General features: G+C 70.3%; 18 protein-coding genes. 11 read left to right on the plus strand and 7 right to left on the minus strand.

From position 1 onward, the window contains the following. Positions 1-44: 44 nt before the first annotated feature. The 6 genes from PZE19_RS23410 to tsaB form a co-directional block, all read right to left on the minus strand. Positions 45-389 carry an Mpo1-like protein gene (locus PZE19_RS23410; RefSeq protein ID WP_277863021.1) on the minus strand — a complete coding sequence of 115 codons (345 nt, stop codon included), beginning with the start codon at positions 387-389 and terminating at the stop codon, positions 45-47. A gap of 26 nt (positions 390-415) precedes the next feature. Beyond that, positions 416-2,011: a multiheme c-type cytochrome gene (locus PZE19_RS23415; protein WP_277863022.1), complete on the minus strand. Its 1,596-nt coding sequence runs from the start codon at positions 2,009-2,011 to the stop codon at positions 416-418. A 401-nt stretch (positions 2,012-2,412) separates the two neighbouring features. Beyond that, positions 2,413-3,507, minus strand: a complete 1,095-nt coding sequence (locus tag PZE19_RS23420; RefSeq protein ID WP_277863023.1) for a DUF1573 domain-containing protein — start codon at positions 3,505-3,507, stop codon at positions 2,413-2,415. Between the two features lie 191 nt (positions 3,508-3,698). Beyond that, positions 3,699-4,553 carry a class I SAM-dependent methyltransferase gene (locus tag PZE19_RS23425; RefSeq protein ID WP_277863024.1) on the minus strand — a complete coding sequence of 285 codons (855 nt, stop codon included), beginning with the start codon at positions 4,551-4,553 and terminating at the stop codon, positions 3,699-3,701. Positions 4,554-4,588: 35 nt separating this feature from the next. Further along, positions 4,589-5,647: a DUF1559 family PulG-like putative transporter gene (locus PZE19_RS23430; RefSeq protein WP_277863025.1), complete on the minus strand. Its 1,059-nt coding sequence runs from the start codon at positions 5,645-5,647 to the stop codon at positions 4,589-4,591. A 91-nt stretch (positions 5,648-5,738) separates the two neighbouring features. Beyond that, positions 5,739-6,452, minus strand: a complete 714-nt coding sequence (gene tsaB / locus PZE19_RS23435; protein ID WP_277863026.1) for a tRNA (adenosine(37)-N6)-threonylcarbamoyltransferase complex dimerization subunit type 1 TsaB — start codon at positions 6,450-6,452, stop codon at positions 5,739-5,741. 289 nt (positions 6,453-6,741) lie between these two features. Between tsaB and PZE19_RS23440 the strand changes: the two genes are divergently transcribed. The 5 genes from PZE19_RS23440 (at position 6,742) to PZE19_RS23460 (ending at position 13,012) form a co-directional block, all read left to right on the plus strand. After that, a complete protein-coding gene (locus tag PZE19_RS23440; protein WP_277863027.1) occupies positions 6,742-7,431 on the plus strand; it encodes a metallophosphoesterase family protein in 690 nt (229 codons plus the stop codon). 379 nt (positions 7,432-7,810) lie between these two features. Beyond that, on the plus strand, positions 7,811-8,578 hold the full coding sequence (locus tag PZE19_RS23445) for a metallophosphoesterase family protein (protein ID WP_277863028.1): 768 nt from the start codon (positions 7,811-7,813) through the stop codon (positions 8,576-8,578). Between the two features lie 220 nt (positions 8,579-8,798). Then, the gene (yidC, locus tag PZE19_RS23450) at positions 8,799-11,072 is read left to right on the plus strand and encodes a membrane protein insertase YidC (RefSeq protein ID WP_277863029.1); all 2,274 of its coding nucleotides are present in this window, start codon (positions 8,799-8,801) and stop codon (positions 11,070-11,072) included. Positions 11,073-11,111: 39 nt separating this feature from the next. Next, entirely contained in the window at positions 11,112-12,455 is a 1,344-nt protein-coding gene (locus tag PZE19_RS23455; protein WP_277863030.1) for a tRNA modification GTPase, read from the plus strand. A 122-nt stretch (positions 12,456-12,577) separates the two neighbouring features. Beyond that, a complete protein-coding gene (locus PZE19_RS23460) occupies positions 12,578-13,012 on the plus strand; it encodes an RbsD/FucU family protein (protein WP_277863031.1) in 435 nt (144 codons plus the stop codon). A 19-nt stretch (positions 13,013-13,031) separates the two neighbouring features. On the opposite strand, the gene PZE19_RS23465 is transcribed toward PZE19_RS23460, so the two are convergent. Further along, positions 13,032-14,036, minus strand: a complete 1,005-nt coding sequence (locus PZE19_RS23465) for a tetratricopeptide repeat protein (protein WP_277863032.1) — start codon at positions 14,034-14,036, stop codon at positions 13,032-13,034. 448 nt (positions 14,037-14,484) lie between these two features. Between PZE19_RS23465 and PZE19_RS23470 the strand changes: the two genes are divergently transcribed. From PZE19_RS23470 to PZE19_RS23495, 6 genes are all read left to right on the plus strand, one after another. After that, positions 14,485-17,346 (plus strand): discoidin domain-containing protein, encoded by a 2,862-nt coding sequence (locus PZE19_RS23470; RefSeq protein ID WP_277863033.1) that lies wholly within the window; start codon positions 14,485-14,487, stop codon positions 17,344-17,346. Positions 17,347-17,489: 143 nt separating this feature from the next. Beyond that, the gene (gene solA, locus PZE19_RS23475) at positions 17,490-18,620 is read left to right on the plus strand and encodes an N-methyl-L-tryptophan oxidase (protein WP_277863034.1); all 1,131 of its coding nucleotides are present in this window, start codon (positions 17,490-17,492) and stop codon (positions 18,618-18,620) included. A gap of 19 nt (positions 18,621-18,639) precedes the next feature. Continuing rightward, a complete protein-coding gene (locus PZE19_RS23480; RefSeq protein ID WP_277863035.1) occupies positions 18,640-20,787 on the plus strand; it encodes an alpha/beta hydrolase family protein in 2,148 nt (715 codons plus the stop codon). 329 nt (positions 20,788-21,116) lie between these two features. Then, positions 21,117-22,073 carry an alpha/beta fold hydrolase gene (locus PZE19_RS23485; RefSeq protein ID WP_277863036.1) on the plus strand — a complete coding sequence of 319 codons (957 nt, stop codon included), beginning with the start codon at positions 21,117-21,119 and terminating at the stop codon, positions 22,071-22,073. Between the two features lie 37 nt (positions 22,074-22,110). Beyond that, positions 22,111-22,752: a pyridoxamine 5'-phosphate oxidase family protein gene (locus tag PZE19_RS23490; protein WP_277863037.1), complete on the plus strand. Its 642-nt coding sequence runs from the start codon at positions 22,111-22,113 to the stop codon at positions 22,750-22,752. Then, positions 22,742-23,398 carry an isochorismatase family protein gene (locus PZE19_RS23495; protein ID WP_277863038.1) on the plus strand — a complete coding sequence of 219 codons (657 nt, stop codon included), beginning with the start codon at positions 22,742-22,744 and terminating at the stop codon, positions 23,396-23,398. The genes PZE19_RS23490 and PZE19_RS23495 overlap by 11 nt, the downstream gene beginning before the upstream one ends. The last annotated feature ends 151 nt before the right edge of the window (positions 23,399-23,549 follow it).

Genomic DNA, 23,549 nt, shown 5'->3' on the forward strand with positions numbered 1-23,549 from the left:
GCCGTAACGGACCCAGGCCAGGCCGATGGCCGGGCTCCAGGGTTTCAGGCCCCCCCGGACTTCCCGGTCAGCAGTCGGCCCAGGCCGGCGAAAATCTGGCGGATCACCGACCAGGCCATGACGAACGGCGTCGTGGGGTGGGTGAAGACGGTGGGGAGGTTGCGCTCGAAGACGAAGTGCCCGGTCCACATGATCCCGTACGAGAGGCAGAACAGGCCGAGAGCCCACCACGGCCGGAACGGGGCGAGGATCACGGCGAGCGCCATGATCGGCCAGCCGACGCCCACGTGCAGGACGTGGTTGATCGGGTTCTGGTGGTCCTCGCGATAGGTCGCCCGCATCCGTTCGAGGCGGCCGGTCGGCGGGGCGGTCGATGTCGTCTGGGTCATGGTCGTCGAGCCTTCCCTGGCGGGCGTCAGTCGCCCTTGGCGGCGGTGGGGGCGTCGGCGGGCTTCGCGGCGACGCCCTGGTGGACCTTGGGGTCGGTGTACGTGTCGAGCTTGCTGTGGATGACCTGGGGCCAGTAGGTCTCGAAGACGAACTTGGGCGAGTTGTCCTCGTCGTGGCAGCGGATGCACAGCCGGTTGCGGTCGGCCTGCTCGGCGGTCAGCTTGAGGGCCGTGCGGAAGGCCAGGTCGTCGGGCGCGGCGACGTGCTTGGAGGCCGGCCCGTGGCAGTTCTCGCACTGGTTGCCCTTCAGCAGCGGCGTGGCCGCGGCCGACTTCCAGCCCGAGTTGTACTCGAAGCCGACGGTGTGGCAGGTGACGCACTCGGCGTCGAAGGTCACGTCGGGCTTGGGGTCGTGCTCCAGGCTCACGAACGCCTGGGCGTGCTTGGTGGTCGACCACTTCAGGAACGTGTTCGGGTGGCACTGCTTGCAGGACTCGGCCCCGATGAAGGTCGCCCCCGGGGCGCCGCCGACGTAGTCGTGGCGGGGGAAGTTCTCGACCGTGCCGACCGCCTTGAGGAGGCCGCGGTACTCGTCCTCGATGATCTTCTTGACCTCGCTCCCCGGGCCGTTGTACTTCTCGGTGAGCCCGAGCTGGTGGTACCTCGGGGCGGCGCCTTCGAAGAAGCCGATCGCGCCCACGTACTTGCCCCGGCGGCCGACGTTGACCAGCATCGTCTTGCCGCCGTTGAGCATCTGGGGGTCCTGCTCGGGGTCGGCGACCTCGGAGGTGGCGATTACGATGTCGAAGCCCGGGTAGGCCGTCGCCAGCCGACGGGCCTCCTGAGGGGGGCCCTGGATCATCAGGACCTGGTAGTCGCTCCGGCCTTCCAGATCCTGGAGGACGCCCGGCAGGACGTCGTCGGGACGCTTCACGGTCGGCAGCAAAGCGTCCTTGTCCGGGTCGGTCAGCTTGGCCAGCGTCCCGGGATCGAGGACCGAGGTGACGCCCAGCCTGACCGGGCCGGCCTGGACGAGGACGTGCGGGACGATCAGGGTCTCGAAGCCGGCCCCGGGGACGACGTTCGCGGCGACCAGCTTCGTCGAGCCTTCCAGGCCGTTGAGGAACTGCGCGAAGGCCTCGCCGACGCCGATTTTGAGGTCGTCGGCGCTCAGGGCCAGGGCGTCGTACGGGAACGCGCCGAGGGCCTTGATGGCGATCCCGAACTTGATCTTGGCCTGCTCGAAGCCGCCGCGGGCCCCGGCGGGATCCTTGATGAGGCTCCCCAGGTCGATCAGGGCGTAGGGGATGCCCTGGGCCTTCATCCGCCGCACGAAGTCGAACCGCCGGATCAGCCCGCCGAGCTGGCCCGCGGCGCAGCCGCACGGTTCGAGATAGCCGTCCATCTCGCCCGAGACGACGAGGATCCCCTGGGGGGTCGGCCACTGGGCGAACAGCTTGAAGGACTTGGTCGGGGCGTCGGCCGCGGGCGCGGCCGGGGGCGGCGAGGACGACGTCCCATCAGCCCCCTTCTCCGCGTCGGGGCGGGTGCATCCCACGTAAGCCAGGAGCGCTGCGGCCGTCGCGACGACGGCGAGCGGCCTCAAGGATGATCGGGCCAACGTCGTTCCCTCCTTGCTGGAGCCCGTCCCGCGCCGGCCGGGCGAGCCCGCCGTGCGGGCCGCCGCGGGGCCGGGGCCGATCGCGGAGTCTACTCGGCGGGTCGTGGGCCGATAAGGTCAATTCCCCGGCCGCCGGGGACGTCCGAGGCGCTCAAACACGGTTCCAGAGGCTGTCAGGCCCACCGGACGACGGCCTTCCCCCCTCGCGGGGGAAGGTGGCCCGGAGGGCCGGATGAGGGGGAGACGAGCACGAAAGCCGTCGCCTCGACATCCCGCCTGCCGTGCGATTCCGGCGGAGCCTGGTGCGTCCTCCCCCTCGTTCGACTCCTGCGGGGTCTGCCTTCCCCTGCGAGGGGGGAAGGCGTCGGAACGGACGCCACTCGGTCTTCGGAAACGGCCTCTCAGTTCGAGCCGACGAGGAAGCTGACGGGGACCTTCAGCTCGCCCACGCTCGCCATGTCGGTCTTGAGCACGATCTCGCCGTCGATCAGCCCCGGCGGGGTCCCCTTGGGGACGTTGACCTTCAGGCGGTAGCGGCCCTTGACGCCGCCCGCGTCGGCGGGCTCGACCGAGACGTCGATCTTGTCGGGCTTCTGGGCGACCGTGAAGTTCGCCTCCTTGCCGCCGCGGACGAGGAGCGTGACCTCGGCCGAGGCCCCTTCCTTGCTCTTGACCGTCACCATCCGCACCCGGTCGGGGACGACGCTGATCGGCCCGCTCACCGCGCCCACCACCGTGAGCTTGATCTCGGGCCGGTGGGGGTGGTCGGTGTGGATCACGACCTCCTCGCGCATGTGGCCGATCGGGAAGCCGGGTTGGAGGTTGAGGTTCACCTTGTACCCCGCCTTGAGCTTGCCGCTCGCCAGCTCCGACTCCGACATCGGGACCACGTCGGTCTTGAAGAACTCGGGCCGGGACGTGTTGACCTCGGTGATCTTGGTTTCGGGCCGGTCGGGCGAATAGACCGCCACGAAGACGCTCTTGGGGTCGTCGCTGCTGACCGAACGCAGGTCGATCGTGTCGCCGGGGATGACCACGACGGGCGGGTTGATCTTGCCGTGGACGAAGAGCGGGAAGGTCGGGTGGTCGGGGTCGTTCGTCTCGATGTTGGCGCCCTTGTGGAAGTCGCCCGTGACGAAGTTCGTCTTGAACTCGATGTCGATCTCGGTCGACTCGCCCGGCTTGAGGACCAGCTTGTCGCCCTCCTTGCGGAGCTTGGCGACGGTGCACATGCAGGTGGAGGTCCCCTTCCAGATCTCGAGGTCGGCCTCCCCCTTGTTGGTCAGCTTCCAGGTCCGACGGCCCGTCGCCTGCTGGCCCATCTCGCCGAACTCCCAGGTGAGGTCGCCGTCGACCACGGCCTTGGGCGCGGGGCCCGTCTTGACCGGGGCGACCGGCAGGTTCCAGGGCGTGCTCGTCGGCGTCGCATTCATGAGCACCGTGGAGCCCGCCGCCAGCCCGACCACCACGACTACCAGGATGACCCACCGCAACATGTTGAAAAATCTCCGATTAGGGCGACCGCAAGGGTGACGGCCGGCGCAGGACGTGACGTCGCCGCGATGACGGATGCGCTTTCTACGAACGACCGCCCCGATGCGTTCACGCGACGGGACCTTTTATCTTAGAAATCGCCGCTTCCGGCGGTCAAGCGGCCCACGCCCGCCCGCCGGCCGGCGGCTCCGTCTCAGGCCGACGGCCCGACCGGCCTGCACCCGGCGAGGTTGACGCCGTTCCCCTGCCCCTCGTGGTGGAACACCTGGCCCCGGCTCAGGTCGACCAAGTCGACCAGCCCCGCCTCGGCGAACCAGCCCCGCACCTCCTCGACGGTGTGGCGGGAGAGGTACTTCGGCGCGTACCAGTCGAGCGTGTCGCAGACCCGGACCTCGGCGTCGGGATGCATCGAGACCCCGATCGTCAGTGCGTGCAGGGCCACCCCCGCCCGCTCGACGACCCGCCGCCGGCTGGTCATGAGCCGCCGCTTCAGGAGGCCGATCGGCGCCGAGACCCGGCAGAGACCCAGCAGCAGCCCGAGCGGCAGCCGCGTCGACACCGCCCGATGGGCGTTCATGATCCGCTCGACGACCGGGCTCTCGCGTTCGTAGACCCAGATCGCGATCCGCCCCCCCGGCTTCAGGAGCCTGGCCAGCTCCAGGAACGCCGCGCGGGGATCGGGGGTGTGGTCGAGCACGCCGATCGAGTAGATGTGGTCGAACGACCCCGCGGCGAACGGCGTCCGCAGCAGGTCGCCGCGGACGATGGCGACGCTCGGCATCCCCGCGGTCAGGTCGCGCGCCGCCAGGACGGCCTCGCTGAGGTCGAGGCCGACGACCAGGCGGGGGCCGGCGGCCGCCACCCGCAGGTAGCGGCCCATCCCGCAGCCGCCGTCGAGCACGACCTTGCCGGCCAGGTCCTCGGACCGGAGGCCCGTCCGGTTGGCGAAGGTGGCGCGGTCCTCCTCGTCCCTGACGATTCGGAAGCGGTTCCACTGGAGGCCGTAGGTCGACTTCGTCCGGGCCTGGTCGGGGGGGGATCCGGTCATGTCGGGGCCGCGCGGGTCGGTTCGGGACGGTTCGATCAGTAGGAGTCGGCCGAGACGACCTCGCCGAAGTTCCGCGTGCAGAGGGCCTGGAGGACGCCGAGCTTCATGCCGGGGGTCATCTGCATGGTCCCCTGGCCGTCGCCGTTGAAGATCAGGCCGGTCGCCGTCTTGGTCCCCGGGTCGATCGGCCAGCAGTCGACGGTGTCCTTGAGGAACCGGACGCTGCCGTCGGCCAGGCCGACGTTGGCCCCTCCGGGGTGACGGCTGCCGATGTTGAAGGCGATGTAGTCGCGCGCCGTGGTGTCGCTCAGCCGGAGCAGCTTGAGGGTGCCGTTGACGGGGTAGTAGCCGCCGATGAGCGTGTCGGTCCAGAAGCCCGAATTCCAGCCGTGGTACTGCGCCCGGCCGGCCGAGTCGAACGCGCCATGGTCGTGCTCGGCGAAGAGGATCGTATTGCTGGCGCCGTCGGTGATCTCGGCCAGCCGGGTCGAGCTGTGGGCGTAGATCGCGCCGTTGGTGTTCCGGCGGCGGGCCTCGAAGGTCGGGTTGTCGATGTGGAGCATCAGGCTCCAGCACCCCACGACGCCCGCGTAGCTGCTCTTGGCCTGCTTCCAATCGCCGGTCGGCAGGCTCGCGTACTGGCTGACGTTGACCGGGGTCAGGTCGAAGCTCGACGCGTCGCTGGGGCACTGCAGGGCCGAGACGCTGATCCCGGCCAGGGTCGCGTTCTCCGCGGTGAAGACGCCCGGGTCGAAGTTCACCATGTTGAAGACGTTCTGCTGCTCGAAGAACGGGAGCATGTGGACGAACGGGCTGAAGTTCCACTTCGAGCCCGGCAGCGTCCCGCGACGGGTGAAGCCGCCCGGCGTGATCACCTGCTGCGCCGACTCGTAGTTCAGCGCGGCCAGCGAAAGCTGCTTGAGGTTGTTCGTGCACTGGGCCCGGCGGGCGGCCTCGCGGGCGGCCTGGACGGCCGGCAGCAGGAGCGCGATCAGGACCGCGATGATCGCGATGACCACCAGCAGCTCGATCAGCGTGAAGGCGAACCGGGGGGCTCGCGACGTTCGGTCGGCGGGGGTGCGGGGCGGGGACAATCCAGGCTCCTCCTGAGGGCGGGACGGGGCGCACGGGTCCCATCATAGTCGACCCGTCGTCCGGCCACAATCGAGGGCGGGAGCCCGGGGCTCAGGGCCGGGCCGCTCGGGCGTCCCACTGGTCCTCGGCCGCGCTCCGGCGCAGGTAGTTGGGCTCCAGGCCCCAGAGGTCGCCGGGCGGGCCGTTCTCGGCCAGCCGCAGGGTCAGCTCGACGAGCCCGCGGCCGGTGGCGCGGTGGATCGGGTCGTCGAGGTCGATCGCGGCGAGGGCCGCCAGGCTCGAACGCATCGCCGGGCTCTTGAGGCCCGAGGCCAGGACGAAATCCCCGGCCTCGACCCGCGACGACCACTCGGACAGGGGCTCGATCCGGGTCGGGCCGCGGGCGACCAGCGGGGCGCCGGGGGCCTCGCGGGAGAATTCGGCGGCGTAGAGGTCGCCGCGCTGGGCGTCGCCGACGACCAGGACCCGGGTCGCCGACTCCGGGGCGTTGCCGGCCAGGGCCTCCAGGCTGTCGAACCCGACCAGCCGCGCGCCGGCCGCGTAGGCGAGCGTCCGCGCCGCGGTCAGGCCGATCCGCAGGCCCGTGTACGAGCCCGGCCCCAGGCCGACGCCGATCGTGCCGAGTTCGAGCGGCCGGATCCCCGCCTGCTCCAGCAGGGTCCGGATGCAGGGGATCAGGTCGCGGCCGTGCTTCCGCGAACCGTCGGTCTCGGCTTCGAAGACCAGGCCCGAGGCGGTCCGAAGGCCGATCGTCGAGCGGTCTCCCGAGGTGTCCAGGGCGAGGAGATTCTGGGAGGAGGGCACGACGACGGGGACTCACGGGGCCGAGGAGAACGAGACGGAACGCGACCGCCGACTATAGCCGGGGATCGGCCCGGGAGTCAGCCGCGGTTCCTCGAAACCATCGATAGTGGGTGGGGGGCGTCGAGACTTTCCCCGGCGAAATCGGGTGCGAATCAACTTTCTTTTCGACGAATTCTCATTCATGATTCATATCATGCCGCGACCCACAACCGAGGGGCCCTGACGTCGGTCCCGAAAGCTGCCGAAGCCTCATGACGATCTCCCTCATTCCGTGAGGAGGACTCCCTCGATGCGTCGTGCGATCATCAGCGATATTCACGGAAACCTCGAGGCGCTCGAGACCGTCCTGCGCGACATCGAGGGCCAGGCGGTCGACGAGATCTTCTGCCTGGGCGACGTGATCGGCTACGGCCCCAACCCGCGCGAGTGCATCGACCTGGTCATCGAGAACTGCCACGTCACGCTGCTCGGCAATCACGACCAGGGGGCCATGTTCGACCCCGACGGCTTCAACGTCGGCGCCGAGCGGGCCATCTTCTGGACCCGCGGCCAGCTCGAAAGCTCGACCGATCGCGCCAACAACGAGCGGCGCTGGGAGTTCCTGGGCGAGCTGCTCCGCTCGCACCGGATGTCCCCCTTCCTGTTCGTGCACGGCTCGCCGCGGAACCCGCTGAGCGAGTACATCTTCCCCGAGGACATCTACAACCACCGCAAGATGGAGCGGCTGTTCCAGCTCGTCGAGCGCTACTGCTTCCAGGGCCACACCCACGTCCCGGGGATCTTCACCGAGAGCTACCAGTTCTTCGCCCCCGAGGAGATCGACAACGAGTACACCCTGGGCGACGGCAAGCTGCTGATCAACGTCGGCTCCGTCGGCCAGCCCCGCGACGGCGACCCCCGCGCCTGCTACCTCGTCCTCGACGACGGCGACTCCTCCAAGCCCCCCAAGATCACCTACCGCCGAAGCTCCCCTCGATAAAGGGGCGACGGCCTGTCCGCACGGGAGTCCGCCGGGCCGAGCGGCACCCGATTCAGGATTCTCGAGAGGCGATTTCGCAACATCCCGCCGGCCCCGAGAGGCGGCGTGAGGGCCCCTGCAGGCCCGGAAAGCCGGATTTCGACGGGATCGACGAGGTCGTCGCGAAGTACGTCCATGGATTGGTGAACTTGACCCGTCGCCGATCCCAGACTTATCTTTAGTATTGAGGGCGCCGGAGGAAATTTCCTCCGCAAGAAGTGCGTCAAGTAAGATAGTCTGGTGGGAGCCTCGCCCCTTCGCGGCACCCCCGGTCGTTCTCGGCCAGGCCACCGATCCTGCCGGCGGCCGATCCCCTCCTTTCCTCGGAGGATCCCCCGCGGTGCGTCGTGCGATCATCAGCGATATTCATGGGAACCTCGAGGCGCTCGAGACCGTCCTGCGCGACATCGAGGGCCAGGCGGTCGACGAGATCTTCTGCCTGGGCGACGTGATCGGCTACGGCCCCAACCCCCGCGAGTGCATCGACCTGGTCATCGAGAACTGCCACGTCACGCTGCTCGGCAATCACGACCAGGGGGCCATGTTCGACCCCGACGGCTTCAACGTCGGCGCCGAGCGGGCCATCTTCTGGACCCGCGGCCAGCTCGAAAGCTCGACCGATCGCGCCAACAACGAGCGGCGCTGGGAGTTCCTGGGCGAGCTGCTCCGCTCGCACCGGATGTCCCCCTTCCTGTTCGTGCACGGCTCGCCGCGGAACCCGCTGAGCGAGTACATCTTCCCCGAGGACATCTACAACCACCGCAAGATGGAGCGGCTGTTCCAGCTCGTCGAGCGCTACTGCTTCCAGGGCCACACCCACGTCCCGGGGATCTTCACCGAGAGCTACCAGTTCTTCGCCCCCGAGGAGATCGACAACGAGTACACCCTGGGCGACGGCAAGCTGCTGATCAACGTCGGCTCCGTCGGCCAGCCCCGCGACGGCGACCCCCGCGCCTGCTACCTCGTCCTCGACGACGGCGACTCCTCCAAGCCCCCCAAGATCACCTACCGCCGCGTGCCCTACGACCTCGAGAAGACCATCCGCAAGATCCACGCGATCACCGAGCTGGATCCCTTCCTCGGCGACCGCCTCCGCCAGGGCCGCTGAGGCCGTCGCGGGCGTACCGGCCCCGCCCCCGTCGGGGGCGGCGGACCGGCGTCGGCGCGCAGGTCGCCTTGCGGACCGGACGCCCGCTGGCGACAATCGAGGCGAGCATCCGAGGCGTCCTCCTCGGCCCGGGATCGTCCGGGTCGATCCCCGGCCCCGAGGTCGGTTGGTCGCATCGCCCTCGACTCGCCCCGTCCAACCGCTTCGGGACTCCTGGTTCATGAGCAATGAGAGACGCCTCGTCGTATTCGTGATGCTGACCTTCGTGTGGGTGATGGGCTTCCCCTATCTCCTGCAGAGGCTCGGCCTGACGCCGCCGCCCGCGCCCAAGAAGCCCCCGGCCGTCGTCGCCAAGGCCAAGGCCGACGCCGACGCCCTCGCCGCCGCGAAGAAGGCCGAGGCGGCCGTCGCGAAGCGGGACGTCGTCAAGCCCGAGGAGCCGGCCGCCAAGGGCGAGGACTCCAAGGCCAAGGTCGACCTCGTCCCGGCCGCCGAGCTGGTGCTGGGCTCGCTCGGGGACGCCTCGCCGACCGGCTATCGCTTCCAGGTGCAGCTCGACCAGAAGGGGGCGGGCGTCGAGTCCGTCGTCTCGTCGCGGTACGACGCCGATTTCGAGGGCCGGGTGAATCCCCACCTGCCGCTGCAGCTCATCGGCCGCGACCGCAGCAAGCCCCTGCTCTCGGCCGCCTGGCCGCCGTCGCTGTCGCTCACCCTCAGCTCCCCCGACGGCCCCGGCCGCGCCGCGCCGGCGCTGCGGCCCATCGAGCGGGCCGAGCTTTCCGACCTCAACCCCGACGTGGCCGTCACCGAGGACATGCTCGACGCCCAGCTCTGGGAGGCCGTCCGCGACGAGCAAGGGCGGGTGGTCCGGAACCTCAAGCGCGAGGCGAGGGACGGCGTCCCGGCCGCCGAGGGCCAGGAGGCTTCGTTCCGGACCAAGGCCGACAACGGCGTGATCGTCACCAAGACCTTCCGCCTCTGGCAGGGCGCCGACGGCTTCGAGTTCGACCTGAAGTTCGAGAGCCCCGACCAGGAACGCGCCTTCAGCTACAACCTGCTCGGCCCCTACGGGATCCCGATCGAGGGCGAGTGGTACACCTCGACCTTCCGCGAGGTCTTCTTCGGCACCGCCGCCCCGGGCGGGTCCGTCTCGCTCGAGGCCCACACGGCGTACGAGGTCGCCAAGGCCGGCGACAAGGTGGTCGACTCCACCGTCCAGCCCCTGCGGTTCACGGGCGTCGAGAACCAGTACTTCGCGATCCTCGTCGCCCCCATCCTGGCCTCGAAGAACCCCGAGGACCGGATCGACCGCGAGACCCGGGCGATCGTCCTGCACCGCCACCCCCAGGACATCCAGAAGTCCGACGTCGGCGTGCGGATCGGCTCCAAGCCGGTCAAGGTCGGGCCCAACGCCCCGCAGACCTTCGCCTTCCAGGTCTTCGCCGGCCCCAAGACCGAGGCCGCCCTCATGCCCTACGGGGCGGAGGAGCTGGGGGTCTACCGCAAGGGGATCATCCCCCTGGCCCCCACCATCGCCCGCTACGTCATCACGCCGATCCTGTCGTTCACCTACGCCCTGACCGAGCGGGTGTCGGCCCTCTTCGGCGGCGTGCGGGGCAACTACGGCGTCGCGATCATCCTGCTGACGCTGATCGTCAAGATGCTGATGTTCCCCCTGGGCCGCAAACAGGCCCTGATGGCCCAGCGCAGCCAGGCGCTCCAGCCTCACATGAAGCTGATCCAGGAGAAGTACAAGGACGACAAGGAGAAGCTCACCCGCGAGACCTTCGCCCTGTACAAGAAGCACGGCGTCAACCCGGTCGGCGGCTGCCTCCCGGCCTTGATCCAGCTGCCGATCTTCGTCGGCCTCTGGCAGGCGCTGAACACGTCGGTCGGGCTCCGCCAGGCGCCCTTCCTCTGGATCAACGACCTCGCCGCGCCCGACATGCTCTTCCGGCTGCCGGTCGACGTGATGTTCCTCGGCCACTGGTTCAACCTGCTGCCGATCCTGGTCGTCGGCCTGATGCTCGTGCAGACCAAGCTCTTCGCGCCCCCGGCCACGACGCCCGAGGCCGAGATGCAGCAGAAGACGATGAAGTACATGATGGTCGTCATGGCTGTGATGTTCTACAAGGTCCCGTCCGGCCTGGGCCTCTACTTCATCACCAGCAGCCTGTGGTCGATCGGCGAGCGCCTGCTGCTCCCCAAGATCATCCACGAGACGCCGGCGGAAGGCGAAGACTTCGGCGACGGCGGCAACGGTCGCAAAGGCCCGCCCACGCCCACCGCCCCCGCCAAGCCCCCCGGCAGCATCGCCAAGTTCTGGAACCGCGTGCTCGACGAGGCCAAGAAAGACCCCACCTACCGCAAGATCGTCGACGACCGCGACGGCGGCGGCAAGGAAGGCAAAGGGAAGGACCGCCCCGGCGGCGGCGAGCGCACCGACGACCGCCGCGACCGGGGCAAGCCCCGGGCCCGCCCCGGTCGGAAATGAGCCGAGCCGGCGCACGCCGGGACGGAGGGCGCGGCGGCCGTGTCATCGGTTTTCGACCCTGAAGACGCGATCGCCGCGACGGCCTCCGCCCCCGGGCCCGGCCTGCGCGGGATCGTCCGCGTCTCCGGGCCGGACGCCTGGCGGATCGCCCTGGCTGGGTTCGAGCCCGTCCGGCCGCTCCCGGCCCCTCCCCCGCGCCGGGCCGCGATCATTTCGGGCGTCTACCGGCTGCCGGGCCTCCGGCCGCCGCTGCCGGCCGACGTCGCACTCTGGCCGGCGCCCCGGACGTACACCGGCCAGGAGCTGGCCGAGATCCACGCCCCGGGCTCGCCGCCGCTGCTGGCCCACCTGCTCGCCCACTGCCTGGCGCAGGGCGCGCGCCCGGCCCGCCCCGGCGAGTTCACGCTGCGGGCCTTCCTCTCGGGCCGGATCGACCTGACGCGGGCCGAGGCCGTGCTGGGCGTCATCGACGCCCGCGACGGCCGCCGGCTCGACGCCGCCCTCGCCCAGCTCGCCGGCGGCCTCGCCGCGCCGATCGACGCCCTCCGCGACCGGCTGCTCGACCTGCTCGCCCACCTGGAGGCCGATCTCGACTTCGTCGAGGAGGCCGACGTCGACCCCATCGGCCGCGCGGCGCTGGCGGCCGAACTCGCCCGCGAGGCCGCCGCGCTGGCCGCCCTGACCGATCGCCTGGGCCGCCGCGATCGGTCCCAGGAACGACCCCGAGTGGTCCTCGTCGGCCCCCCCAATGCCGGCAAGAGCCGCCTCTTCAACGCGATCCTGGGCGGCGACCACGCCCTCGTCTCCCCACTGGCCGGGACCACCCGCGACTACCTCGCCGCCCCCTGCGCCTGCGACGGCCTGGTCGTCGAGCTGGTCGACACGGCGGGGATCGAGACCGCCGCCGACGCGATCGCCGCCGCGGCCCAGGAGCGAAGATCCTCCGAAGCGGAACGCGCCGACCTGATCCTCGCCTGCGCCGCCGGCGACGCGACCGGCCCCGACGTCCTCGATGAGGACGATCGCGTGCTGCGGGTCTGGAACAAGGGCGACCTGCAAGGCCCGCCGGGCGACGATTGGATCGTCACGAGCGCGGCGGCCGGCGCGGGGATCGCCGAGCTGAAGCGGGCCGTCGCCGCCGCGATCCGCCGCCGCGAGGGCGACCATGCGGCGACGGCGACGTCCGCCCGCTGCCGAGACGCGCTGACGCGGGCCGCCGCCGCTCTCCAGGACGCTTCATCCGCCCTGCTCGCCTCGGCCGGCGACGAACTGATCGCCTTCGAGCTTCGCGACGCGCTCGACTCACTGGGCGAGGTCACCGGCGCGGTCGTCGCCGACGACGTCCTCGACCGCATCTTCGCCCGCTTCTGCATCGGGAAATGAGAAGCGGGCGGGGCCTCGTGGCGTCCGGCGGGGGCGGGGATTATCCTTGGAGGCGTCGCGGGCCGTGCGGGTCGTCGCGACGAGGCCGAGGGCCCTCCCCCGTTCCAGCCAGGACGTCGACCATGCTCAAGCGCATCTCGCCCATCCTCTCCCCGGAGCTGCTGCACCTGATCGCCCAGATGGGGCACGGCGACGAGCTGGTGATCGCCGACGCCAACTTCCCGGCCGTGACCTGCGCGAAGCGACTCGTGCGGGCCGACGGCCATGGCGTCCCGGTGATCCTGGAGGCCATCCTCCAGCTCTTCCCTCTCGACAGCTTCGTGGAGGCCCCGGCGGCCGTCATGCGGCGGATCGACAAGCCCGGCGACCCCGCGCCGATCTGGGCCGAATACCAGCGCATCCTCGACAGCGCCGAGGGCCGGCACATCGCGATGGAGCAGGTCGAGCGGTTCGCCTTCTACGACCGCGCCAAGACGACCTTCGGCGTGGTCGCCACCGGCGAGGGCGCCCTGTACGGCAACATCATCATCAAGAAGGGCATCATCCCGCCCTCTTGATCACGACGGCGAGCGTCGCCTAGTGAGGCGGAAGCGTCCGGCCGGAGCTGGCGGCCGGCGACTCCGAGCCGTTCGCCGGCCCGCCGGCGAGCTTCTCCTGGGCCTCGACCTCGGCCTGCTCGTCGTACTTGGGCAGGCCGTCGAGGACGGACTTGATGGGGACGTCGGGCGGCGAGAGGGCTTCGGTCTCCTCGGCCGAGGGGACCTTTTCGTACAGGGCGTCGAGCGCGGCCCGCGCCGGCTCGGCGAAGTCCGAGTGGTTCGTCAGCTTCAGGACGCGCTGGAGGTCGGAGACGGCCTCGGCGTCGCGGCCTTCCTTGACGCGGCAGAGGCCGCGATGGAGGTAGCCCTCGACGTCGCTGGGCCGCATGGAGAGGTAGCGGTCCAGGTCCGCCCCGGCGGCCTCCAACGTGCCGCGTTCGGTGAGCAGCCGCCCCCGCATGAGGTAGGCGCCGGCCATCTGGGGGTCGCACCGCAGCGCCTGGTCGAAATCGGCCAGGGCCTCGTCGTTGCGGCCCTGGGCCTGGTGGACGGTCCCGCGATAGAAGTACGCCTCGCCCAGGTAGGGCGAGGTTCGAAGGACCTCGTTGAAGGCCGTCAGGGCGCCGTCGAGGTCGCCCTTGACGATCCGGACTCGACCCTCCTTGATGTGCCCGGGGGCCGCGGACCGCTGCCGGCGCTGCATGCTCCAGTAGATCTGCATCATCAGGAAGGTCGCCGCGGCCGGCAGGCCCAGGAGGGCGACGCGGACCTGGAACCGCATCGCCGGCGAGTACCGCCAGTGGGTGACGGTGACGTGGTCGTCCTTCGTCTCGACGACCTTCTGCTCGTGGATCAGGAACATGGCCAGCATGAAGCAGAAGACCCCGAGGATCCCCAGCCCGCGGGCCAGCCATCGCATCCGGCCGAGCGACAGCAGGAGGACCGCCGCGACGACCAGGAACATGCCCGCGTAGAACAGCTGCGCGATCGCCGACGGCCCGGGCATGTCGAGGATGCGGTCGTAGAACTCGATGCCTCTCATTGCAGGGCGTCTCGCGGTGGGGATGGGGGCGCGCCCCCGGGTCGGGCCGGTGGACATTCCAACCCGCCCCGCCGACCGCGGCGCCGCGACCGAGGAGGTGGGTCGCGGGCTTCGGGGCGTGCGCGTCGTGGTGCGAGGGAGCGGCGAGTCGGGAGGGAGTCACCCTCACTCTAGGAATGCAATCAAGCGCTGTCAATCGACTAGCCGGCCCCGAAGGCCTTTTCGGAACCCGCCCCAGAGAGCCGGCCCGGACGCGCCCCCGCGTCGGCCGGTCGTCCCGACGATTTTGGTTATGCGCCCGCCCCCCGCCCGACGAACGCGCGGGGAAATCGGCCTCCGCCGAAACGGCTGCTATATTCCCAGTAGGACGATGGGAAGTGCAAGGAGACGTGCGAGTCCATGGCACACCGAACGGAAACACGCTCCCCGAGCACGAGGCCGTCCCACCATGACTCGACGACGAGACGCGCGCGTCCGCCTGCCCGACCTGCTGGCCCTTGAGCCCCGCCGACTCCTGACGACCCTGATCGCGATCGTCGATTCGGGCGTCGACCTCAACGACTCCTCGGTCGTCCCCTATCTCGATCTGACCTCGGCGTACGACGCCTACAACGAGCGCACCTACGCCCAGGCCGGGGCCCAGGCGATCCTCGACACCAGCCTGACCCACGGCCACGGGTCGGTCGTGGCGAACATGACGGTCCAGGGGATCGTCGCCGCCGCGGCGGCCTCGTCGCGCCCGCCCGACGTCAAGATCATGCCCATCCGGGACACGTCGTCGGGCCTCAACATCGACCCCAACGCCGTGATCCGGGGGATCTTCTGGGCGGCCGACCACGGCGCGTCGGTGATCAACCTGAGCGTCAACTTCACGTACAACGCCAGCCTGTCCGACCACGACGACCCCCGCGACGGCTCGACGCTCGTCGACGCCATCGCCTACGCCCAGTCCAAGGGCGCGATCGTCGTCACGGCCCCGGGCAACGCGGCCCGCAGCATCGAGCTGATCCCCGTCTTCCCGCCCTACGCCGACGACCCCCTCTACTCCACCACCCGCCCCACGCCGACCAACGTCCTGGTCGCGGCGGCCGTCGACGCGAACGGCGTCCTGACCCCAGTGTCGAGCTGGGGGGCGGTCCACGTCGACCTGGGGGCGTATTCGGGCCCCGAGGGGGCCACGTCGTATTCGGCGGCCTACGCCTCGGGCGTCGCCGGCGTCGTCGCCGACCTGCTCCCGGACGGCTCGTCGCCGCGGAGGGTGCTCGACGTCCTCGAATCGACCGTCACGCCCACGTCGCAGACGGTCGGCGCGTGGTCGAAGACCGGCGGCGTGCTGAACCCCGCCGCGGCCGTCGCCCGGGCGGTCCAGCCCCTCGCCTCCGCCGACGGCTCGATCGTGATCGACGCCGGCGCCGCGAGCGACGTCGACTTCCAGGGGGGCGCGGCCGCGACCACCACGGCGGTCGTCGACCTGGGCGGAATCCCGTCCCCGCCGGACGCCACGGTCTTCCAGACCGCCCGTCAGGGATCGGCGTTCTCCTACGCGATCGACGGCCTGACGCCCGGGAGCATGTACCACGTCCGGCTCGACTTCTCCGAGACCCGCTACGACGGGCCCGGCCAGCGGCTCTTCGACGTCCTGGTCAACGGCGTCACCCAGATCTCGGCCCTCGACGTCTTCGCGGCGGCCGGCGGCGAGAACCGTGCGACGGCCCGCGACCTGATCGTCCAGGCCGACGGCTCGGGGAGGATCTCGCTCGCGTTCAAGGGGATCCGGGGCGACGCCACGGTCGACGCGATCGAGGTTTCGCCGTCCACGGACATCGCCGCCGGCAAGCCCGCGACCTCCTCGTCGATCGAGTCCTGGTCGTACAACCCCGCGCTCGGCGTCGACTTCTCGCCGACTTCGCGCTGGTCGAGCGGCCAGTGGATGCAGAGCACGTCCACCGCCTGGTACGCCGTCGATCTCCAGGACTTCTACACCATCACCGACGTGCGCCTCGACTGGGAGCGGGCCTACGCCGTCGACTTCCAGATCCAGGTCAGCGACGACGGCCGGACCTGGACCACCATCAAGACCGTCGCCGGCAACCAGGCGTACGGCGTGATGGACCTATCCGGGCTGTCGGGCGAGGGCCGTTTCCTCCGGATCTATTGCACGCAGACCAGCGCGGGCTCGAACAACTATTCGCTGTTCGACCTGCAGGTCTCGGGATCGCGCCTGAACGACCTGGCGCAAGGCGCGACCGCGACCGCCACTTCGTCCGAATCGTCGGCGTACACGCCGCCCGCGGCCTTCGACAACGACGCGACCACCCGGTGGTCGAGCGGCCAGTGGATGCAGGGCTCGCAGTCGGCCTGGCTCACCGTCGACCTGGGATCGATCTCGGCCATCCGCGACGTTCGTCTCGTCTGGGAAGCGGCCTACGCGGCCGACTACCAGATCCAGTCGAGCGTCGACGGCAAGAACTGGACGACGCTCCAGGACGTCCAGGGGACCGGCGTCGTCGGCCCGGCGTACTTCCCCGACCTCGGCGGAGTCGGCCGCTACGTGCGGATCCTCTGCCTCAATCCCGGCCCGATCAACGACAACTACTCGCTCTACGACTTCAACGTCTACGGCGAGCCGCTGACGAACCTGGCGACGGGCAAGGTCGCGACCTCGTCGACCAACGAGAGCAACTTCTACGCGCCCTCGATGGCGGTCGACGCCAACCCGGCGTCGCGCTGGTCGAGCGGCCAGTGGATGCAGAACACCACGACCGGCTGGCTGGCCATCGACCTGGGCGCGAAGTACGACCTGGGCGCGGTGGTGCTCAACTGGGAGGCCGCCTACGCCGTCGACTACCAGATCCAGGTCAGCGACGACGGCCAGGACTGGACCACGATCCGCTCGGTCGTCGGCAACGCCAAACCCGGCGTCGACATCCAGGGGGGCCTCTCGGGCTCGGGCCGGTTCGTGCGGATCGAGTGCACCCGGCTCAACTGGGCGTTGAACTACTCGCTGTACGACGTCCAGATCTTCGGCTCGCCGACCGTCGCCGCGACGACGACCTCCGCCGCCGTCGCCACCGCCGACTCCCCGGCCTGGTCGACCTGGACCGCCAGCGCCGCCGTGGCCCCCGTCGCCACCGCCCCGCTCGCCGCGCCGACCCCGACCGTCGTCCCGGCGTCGCTCACCGTCCTGCCGCCGCCGATCCGCCGCGCCCTGCCCGCGGCCGCGTTCGCCATCCGCTCCCCGCGAGTCCCCGCGCCGGCTCCGTCGTTCGCCCGCGTCGGCCGCCCGGGGCTGCGAACGTCGCGAAACTGAGCCGCGCCTCCGCGCAGATGCGGGTGACGGCTCCACGAATGTTCGCGTAATGACCCGCTCGGGCCTTTTGGGCGACAGGCGGGGTGGGGTAGGCTGGCGCGTCATCGCTCGTCGCCTCTCCGCCGGCCCAAGAGGTCCGCAGCATGGAGCGTCTCGTCGCGAAGAACGTGGTCGTCGGCGCGGGGGCGGTCGGCTCGGCGGCCGCATATCACCTGGCGCGGCGGGGCGAGCCGGTCGCGCTGGTGGAGCAGTTCGGGCTCGGCCACGCCCGGGGCAGCTCGCACGGCGCGGCGAGGATCACCCGGCACTCGTACGCCGATCCCGACTACGCCCGGCTCATGCCCGCGGCCTTCCGAAGCTGGCGCGAGCTGGAGGCCGACGCGGGGCGGTCGTTCTACGTCCGCACCGGCGGCGTCTCGTTCGGCCCGCCCGGGGTCGGCTACGTCGATCGGGTCGCGGCGAACCTCGCCGAGCTCGACGTGCCCCATCGCAAGATGTCGGGCGCCGATTGGAATGACGTCCAACCGGCGTTCGCGCTGCCGGCGGACTACGAGGCCGTCTTCGAGCCCGACGCCGGCATGCTCGCCGCCGCGAAGGCGATCGAGGCGCAGGTCGAGCTGGCCCGCCGCGGCCCCGACACCCGCATCCTGACCGAGAGGCCCATCCGCCGGATCGACCTGGAGGGCGAGCGGCCCGTCGTCGTCTCGGACGGCCTATCGATCGAGGCCGAGCGGGTCATCCTGGCCGCGGGCCCGTGGACGGGGAGGCTCGCCCCCGGATCGGCGGCGGCCCTCCGCCCCACCCGCCAGCGAGTCCTGTATTTTCGGCCGGTCAACCCCGCGCCGTACCAGGTGGGTCGATTCCCGACGTTCATCTACATGGGCGCGACCGAGGACGACGCGTTCTACGGGATGCCCGAGTTCCTCGCGCCGGGGATGAAGCTGGGGCGACACGGCGGGCCCGACACCGACCCGGACCGGCAGGATTCGACGGTCCCCGACGACTACGTCGCGCTGCTCCGCACCTTCCTGGCGAAGCACATCCCGGGGCTGGCCGGGGCCGAGATCGTCGCCACCGAGACCTGCATCTATACGGTCGCCCCCGGGGAGCGGTTCCTCGTCGACTTCCACCCCGAGCGGCGGGACGTGATCGTGGCCAGCCCGTGCAGCGGCCACGGCTTCAAGTTCTCGAACCTCGTCGGCCGCGTCCTCGCCGACATGGCGGCGACCGGCGAGGCCGACCCCGCGTACGCCGCCTGGACGCGACTCCCCTGACCCGCAACCGGAGCACGACATGTCGAACCGCCTCGTCCGGACGACGTTCCTCGCCGCGCTCCTCGCGGCCGCGGGGGGCGTCGCCCGCGCCGACGACCCGATCCCGCCCGAGCTGAAGGCCTATTTCCGCACCGAGGCCGAGCGTCTCGCCGCCCGCCCCCTGCTCGACGTGAGGACGGCCGATGACTGGAAGGCGCACCGGCCCGATCACCAGCGCCAGCTCCGGGAGATGCTCGGGCTCGACCCGCTCCCCCCGCGGACCGACCTGAAGGTCGAGGTCCGCGGCGTCGTCGAGCGGCCCGACTTCGTGGTCGAACGCCTCCTCTTCCAGTCGTCGCCCGGCCTGTACGTCACGGCCAACCTGTACCGGCCCAAGGTCGTCGAGAAGCCGCTGCCGGCCGTCCTCTACGTGTGCGGCCACGCCAAGGTCGAGAAGGACGGCGTGATCTACGGCTGCAAGACGCATTACCAGCACCACGCCGCCTGGTTCGCCGCCAACGGCTACGTCTGCCTGGTCCTCGACACGCTCCAACTCGGCGAGGTCCCCGGCCTGCACCACGGCACGTACCGCGAAGGGATGTGGTGGTGGGCCTCGCGCGGCTACACCCCGGCCGGCGTCGAGGTCTGGAACGGCATCCGCGCGCTCGACTACCTGACCTCGCGCCCCGAGGTCGACCCCGAGCGCCTGGGCGTCACCGGGCGGTCGGGGGGCGGGGCCATGTCGTGGTACCTGGGCGCGGTCGACGACCGGCTGAAGGTCGTGGTCCCCGTCGCCGGGATCACCGACCTGCACGACCACCTCGTCGCCGGCAACCCCAAGGTCGCCCACCCCGACGGCGTGATCGACGGCCATTGCGACTGCATGTACTTCGTGAACACCTATCGCTGGGACTATCCGATGCTCGCGGCGCTCGTCGCGCCCAAGGCCCTGCTGGTCGAGAACACCGACGTCGACCCCATCTTCCCCGAGGCCGGCGTGCGGCGGATTTACACGCATCTGGAGACCGTCTACGACTGGTACGGGACGCGCGACAGGCTCGACCTCGTGGTCGGCAAGGGGGGCCACGAGGACACCACGGAGATCCGCCACCCGGCCTTCGCCTGGTTCGAACGCTGGTTGAAGGGCGACGCCGCGCAGCCCCTCGCCGCCGTCGCGGAGCCCGACCGGCGCGTGCCGATCGAGGCGCTCAAGGTCCTCGACCCCGGGAAGCCGCTGCCGCCCAACGTCAACGACACCGTCCATGAGAGCTTCGTGCCCCGCGCCGTCGAATTTACGGTCCTGACCGGCCTGGAGCCCGCGGACGCCGCCGTGGAGTGGGTCCCCTACAAGGAGTCGTGGCGGGCCTCGCTCGAAACCCACGGCTTCGCCGGCCTCCCCTCGGACCAATCCGCCACGATCGTGGTCGACTCCGCCTATGAGGCGCGGAATCCCGACAAATCCACCGAGATCGTCAAGCACGGCCTGGGCCTCACGGCGTATGACTTCGCGCCCCAGGCGCATCCCCAGCTGAGGCAGCGGGTCTGGATGTTCCACAATCCCGGCCGGGGGCGGCCCGCCGCGGGGCTCGAACTCCTCGTCGTGGGGCCCGACGACTGGCGGAAGTACGGCCCGCTGCTCGACGCCTTCGAGGCCGAGGCCGGCGACCCCTCCCCGCTCGCCGAGTTCGCGGCGATCAAGGCGAAGGTCGACGCCGGGACCCGCATGGCGTTCGTCGCGCCCCGGGGCGTCGGCCGGACCGCCTGGGCGGGGTCGCGCGACGTCTCGATCCGTCGCCGATTCGCCCTGCTGGGCCAGACGCTCGACGGCTATCGCGTCTTCGAGGTCCGCGGCGCCCTGCGCTCGCTGGGCGGCGAGAACGCCCCGCCCGTGACGATCGTCGGCCGCGGCGAGTCCGCCGCGCTCGCGCTCTGGGCCGCGTACTGGGAAGGGGGCGTCTCGCGGGCGGTCCTGATCCAGCCCCCGGCGACCGTCCGCGACGGCCCCGCGTTCCTGAACCTGGAACGCGTCCTCGACATGCCCCAGGCCGTCGCGCTCCTCCACCCCATGGAGGTCCGGATCGTCGGCTCGCCCGTCGAGCCCTGGTCCTGGTCCCGCATCCTCGCCGAGGACCTGGGAATGACGAAGCCCTGGCCCGAGATCCTGCCGGCCGCAGGGGCCGGACGCTGAGCCCGATCAACTCCCACCCGCGACACGAGGAACGCATCCGAGGCCGCCGATCCCCTCGAACGCTCGATTCCTCGACGCCGAGACGGCCGCCGACTTGACGCGGTCCCAAGAATGGCCTGCGACGGCCGAGAGGGCTGGGGCACGACTACGAGATCGCGGCGATCCATGAACCGTCGGAATTTCCGTGACACCTCGCGCCTTCCTCATGATGATGCCTGCATCGGACGCCCGAGGGCGTCCCGCCGTCGACGCCGACTCGGCGATGGATCTCGATCCGGTCGGCTCCCAGGCCCAAACTCCTCACCCTAAGAGGCGCGAGCGTGATTCGCATGAAGATTTCGCGATGGATTCGTCCCCTCCTGGCCGCGGCGCTGATGGTCGGCCTCGCCGGCCGCGGACAGGCCCAGAAGCCGGTGGAGGTTCACCACAAGACCGTTAAGGTCGGCGACCTGGACGTCTTCTATCGCGAGGCCGGGCCGAAGGACGCCCCGACGATCCTGCTGCTGCACGGCTTCCCGACCAGCTCGCAGATGTTCCGCACGCTGATCCCCGCGCTGGGGGACGAATATCATCTGGTCGCCCCCGACTATCCGGGCTACGGGCACAGCTCGATGCCGTTGCACGACCAGTTCGAGTACACGTTCGACAACCTGGCGAAGGTGATCGACGAGTTCACCGAGAAGGTCGGCCTGACCCGGTACGCCCTCTACGTGCAGGACTACGGGGCCCCGGTCGGCTATCGGCTGGCGGTCAAGCATCCCGAGCGGATCACCGCGATCGTCGTCCAGAACGGCAACGCCTACGACGAGGGGCTCGACAACGACTTCTGGAAGCCGATCAAGGCCTACTGGAAGGAGCCGACCAGCAAGGCGAGGCGCGACGCCATCCGGAACCTGGTCACGTACGAAGCGACGAAATGGCAGTACACGACCGGCGCGAAGGACCCCGAGCTGGTGAGCCCCGACGGCGCGGCGCACGACCAGTTCCTGCTCGACCGCAAGGGGAACGACGAGATCCAGCTCGACCTGTTCCTGAGCTACGGCAGCAACCCGCCGCTCTACCCGAGCTGGCAGGCGTATTTCCGCAAGCACCAGCCGCCGATGCTGATCGCCTGGGGGAAGAACGACCAGATCTTCCCGCCCGCCGGGGCCGAGCCCTACAAGCGCGACCTGAAGACGCTGGAATACCACCTGATCGACGCCGGGCACTTCGCCCTGGAGACCAACGGCGCCGAGATCGCCGGCCTGATGCGGACGTTCCTCGGCGCCCATGTGAAGAAAAAATAGCCCGGGCGCGGGCCCGGCGATTTCGGAGATTTCCCCGATGCACGAGGTCCCCAGCGACGTCGCCTTCACGCCCGCGGTGAAGGCGATCCAGCAGCGGAAGGGCTCCCGAGGGGGCTACGCCCGGATGGAGCGCGGGGGCGGGTGGAGCACGATCGTCACGCCCGACCTGGCCGAATTCCTCGCCGACCTGGACATGTTCTACCTCGGGACGGCGAACGCCGAAGGGCAGCCCTACATCCAGTACCGCGGCGGCCCGCCCGGCTTCCTGAAGGTCGTCGACGACCACACCCTGGGCTTCGCCGATTTCGGCGGCAACCGCCAGTACATCACGCTGGGGAACCTGTCCGAGAACCCCAAGGCGTTCATCTTCCTGATGGACTACGCGAACAGCCGGCGGGTCAAGCTGTGGGGGACCGCCCGGGTCGTCGAAGGGGATCGGGACCTGCAAGAAAGGCTCCGCGACCCGTCCTACGACGGCAAGGTCGAGCGGGCGATCCTGTTCACGCTCGAAGCCTGGGACATCAACTGTCCGCAGCACATCCACCCCCGTTTCACCCCTCGGCAGATGGCCCCGGTGATCGAGAAGATGCAGGCCCGGATCGCCGACTTGGAAGCGGAAGTCCAGCGGCTGCGATCGAATCCCCGTACGAGCGTCGAGGAGCCTCGCGATGCAGATTGACAAGAACGACACGGCGCTCGTCGTCATCGACCCCCAGAACGACGTCCTGAGCGAGAAGGGCGTCTCGTGGGGCCTGGTGGGGGACAGCGTCCGCGAGAACGGCACCGTCGAGAATCTCGAACGGCTCTTCCGGGCCGCGAAGGAGGGCGACTTCGGGGTCTTCATCTCGCCCCACTACCTCTACCCGAGCGACCAGGCGTGGCGGTTCGGCGGGGCGGCCGAGCGGATGATGCTGGAGGGCAAGGAGTTCTTCCGCCCCGACCCGCTCAGCCTCGACGGCCTGGCCGGATCCGGCGCCGACTGGCTCGACCGCTACAGGCCGTTCATCGAGGACGGCAGGACGGTGGTCGTCAGTCCCCACAAGGTCTGGGGGCCGCAGACGAACGACCTCGTCCTGCAACTCCGCAAGCGTCGCCTCGGCAAGGTGATCCTGGCCGGGATGCTGGCCAACCTCTGCGTCGAGAGCCACCTCCGCGAGCTGATCGAGCAGGGGTTCGAGGTCGCCGTGGTCAAGGACGCGACCGCCGGCCCGCGTCACCCTCGGATCGGCGACGGCTACCAGGCGGCGGTCGTCAACTACGGCTTCGTCGCCGATGCGGTTCTGACGACCGCCGAGGCGGTGGCCGCAATGCTGGGGCAGGCCTAACGGGCCGCGGCCGGCGGGTGAACGATTCCCCGACCTCCGCGGATTGCGCCGGCCGCGGGGCGTCGCCGCGGGCGGACGCGATTGTCGGGACGGGCGGGGTTCTGCTACGCTGGTCGTCCGCGATGCGCTGACTCCTCGTCGTCACTTGTGA

The sequence above is a fragment of the Paludisphaera mucosa genome, assembly GCF_029589435.1.
In the GTDB taxonomy this organism is placed as follows: Bacteria; Planctomycetota; Planctomycetia; order Isosphaerales; family Isosphaeraceae; genus Paludisphaera; species Paludisphaera mucosa.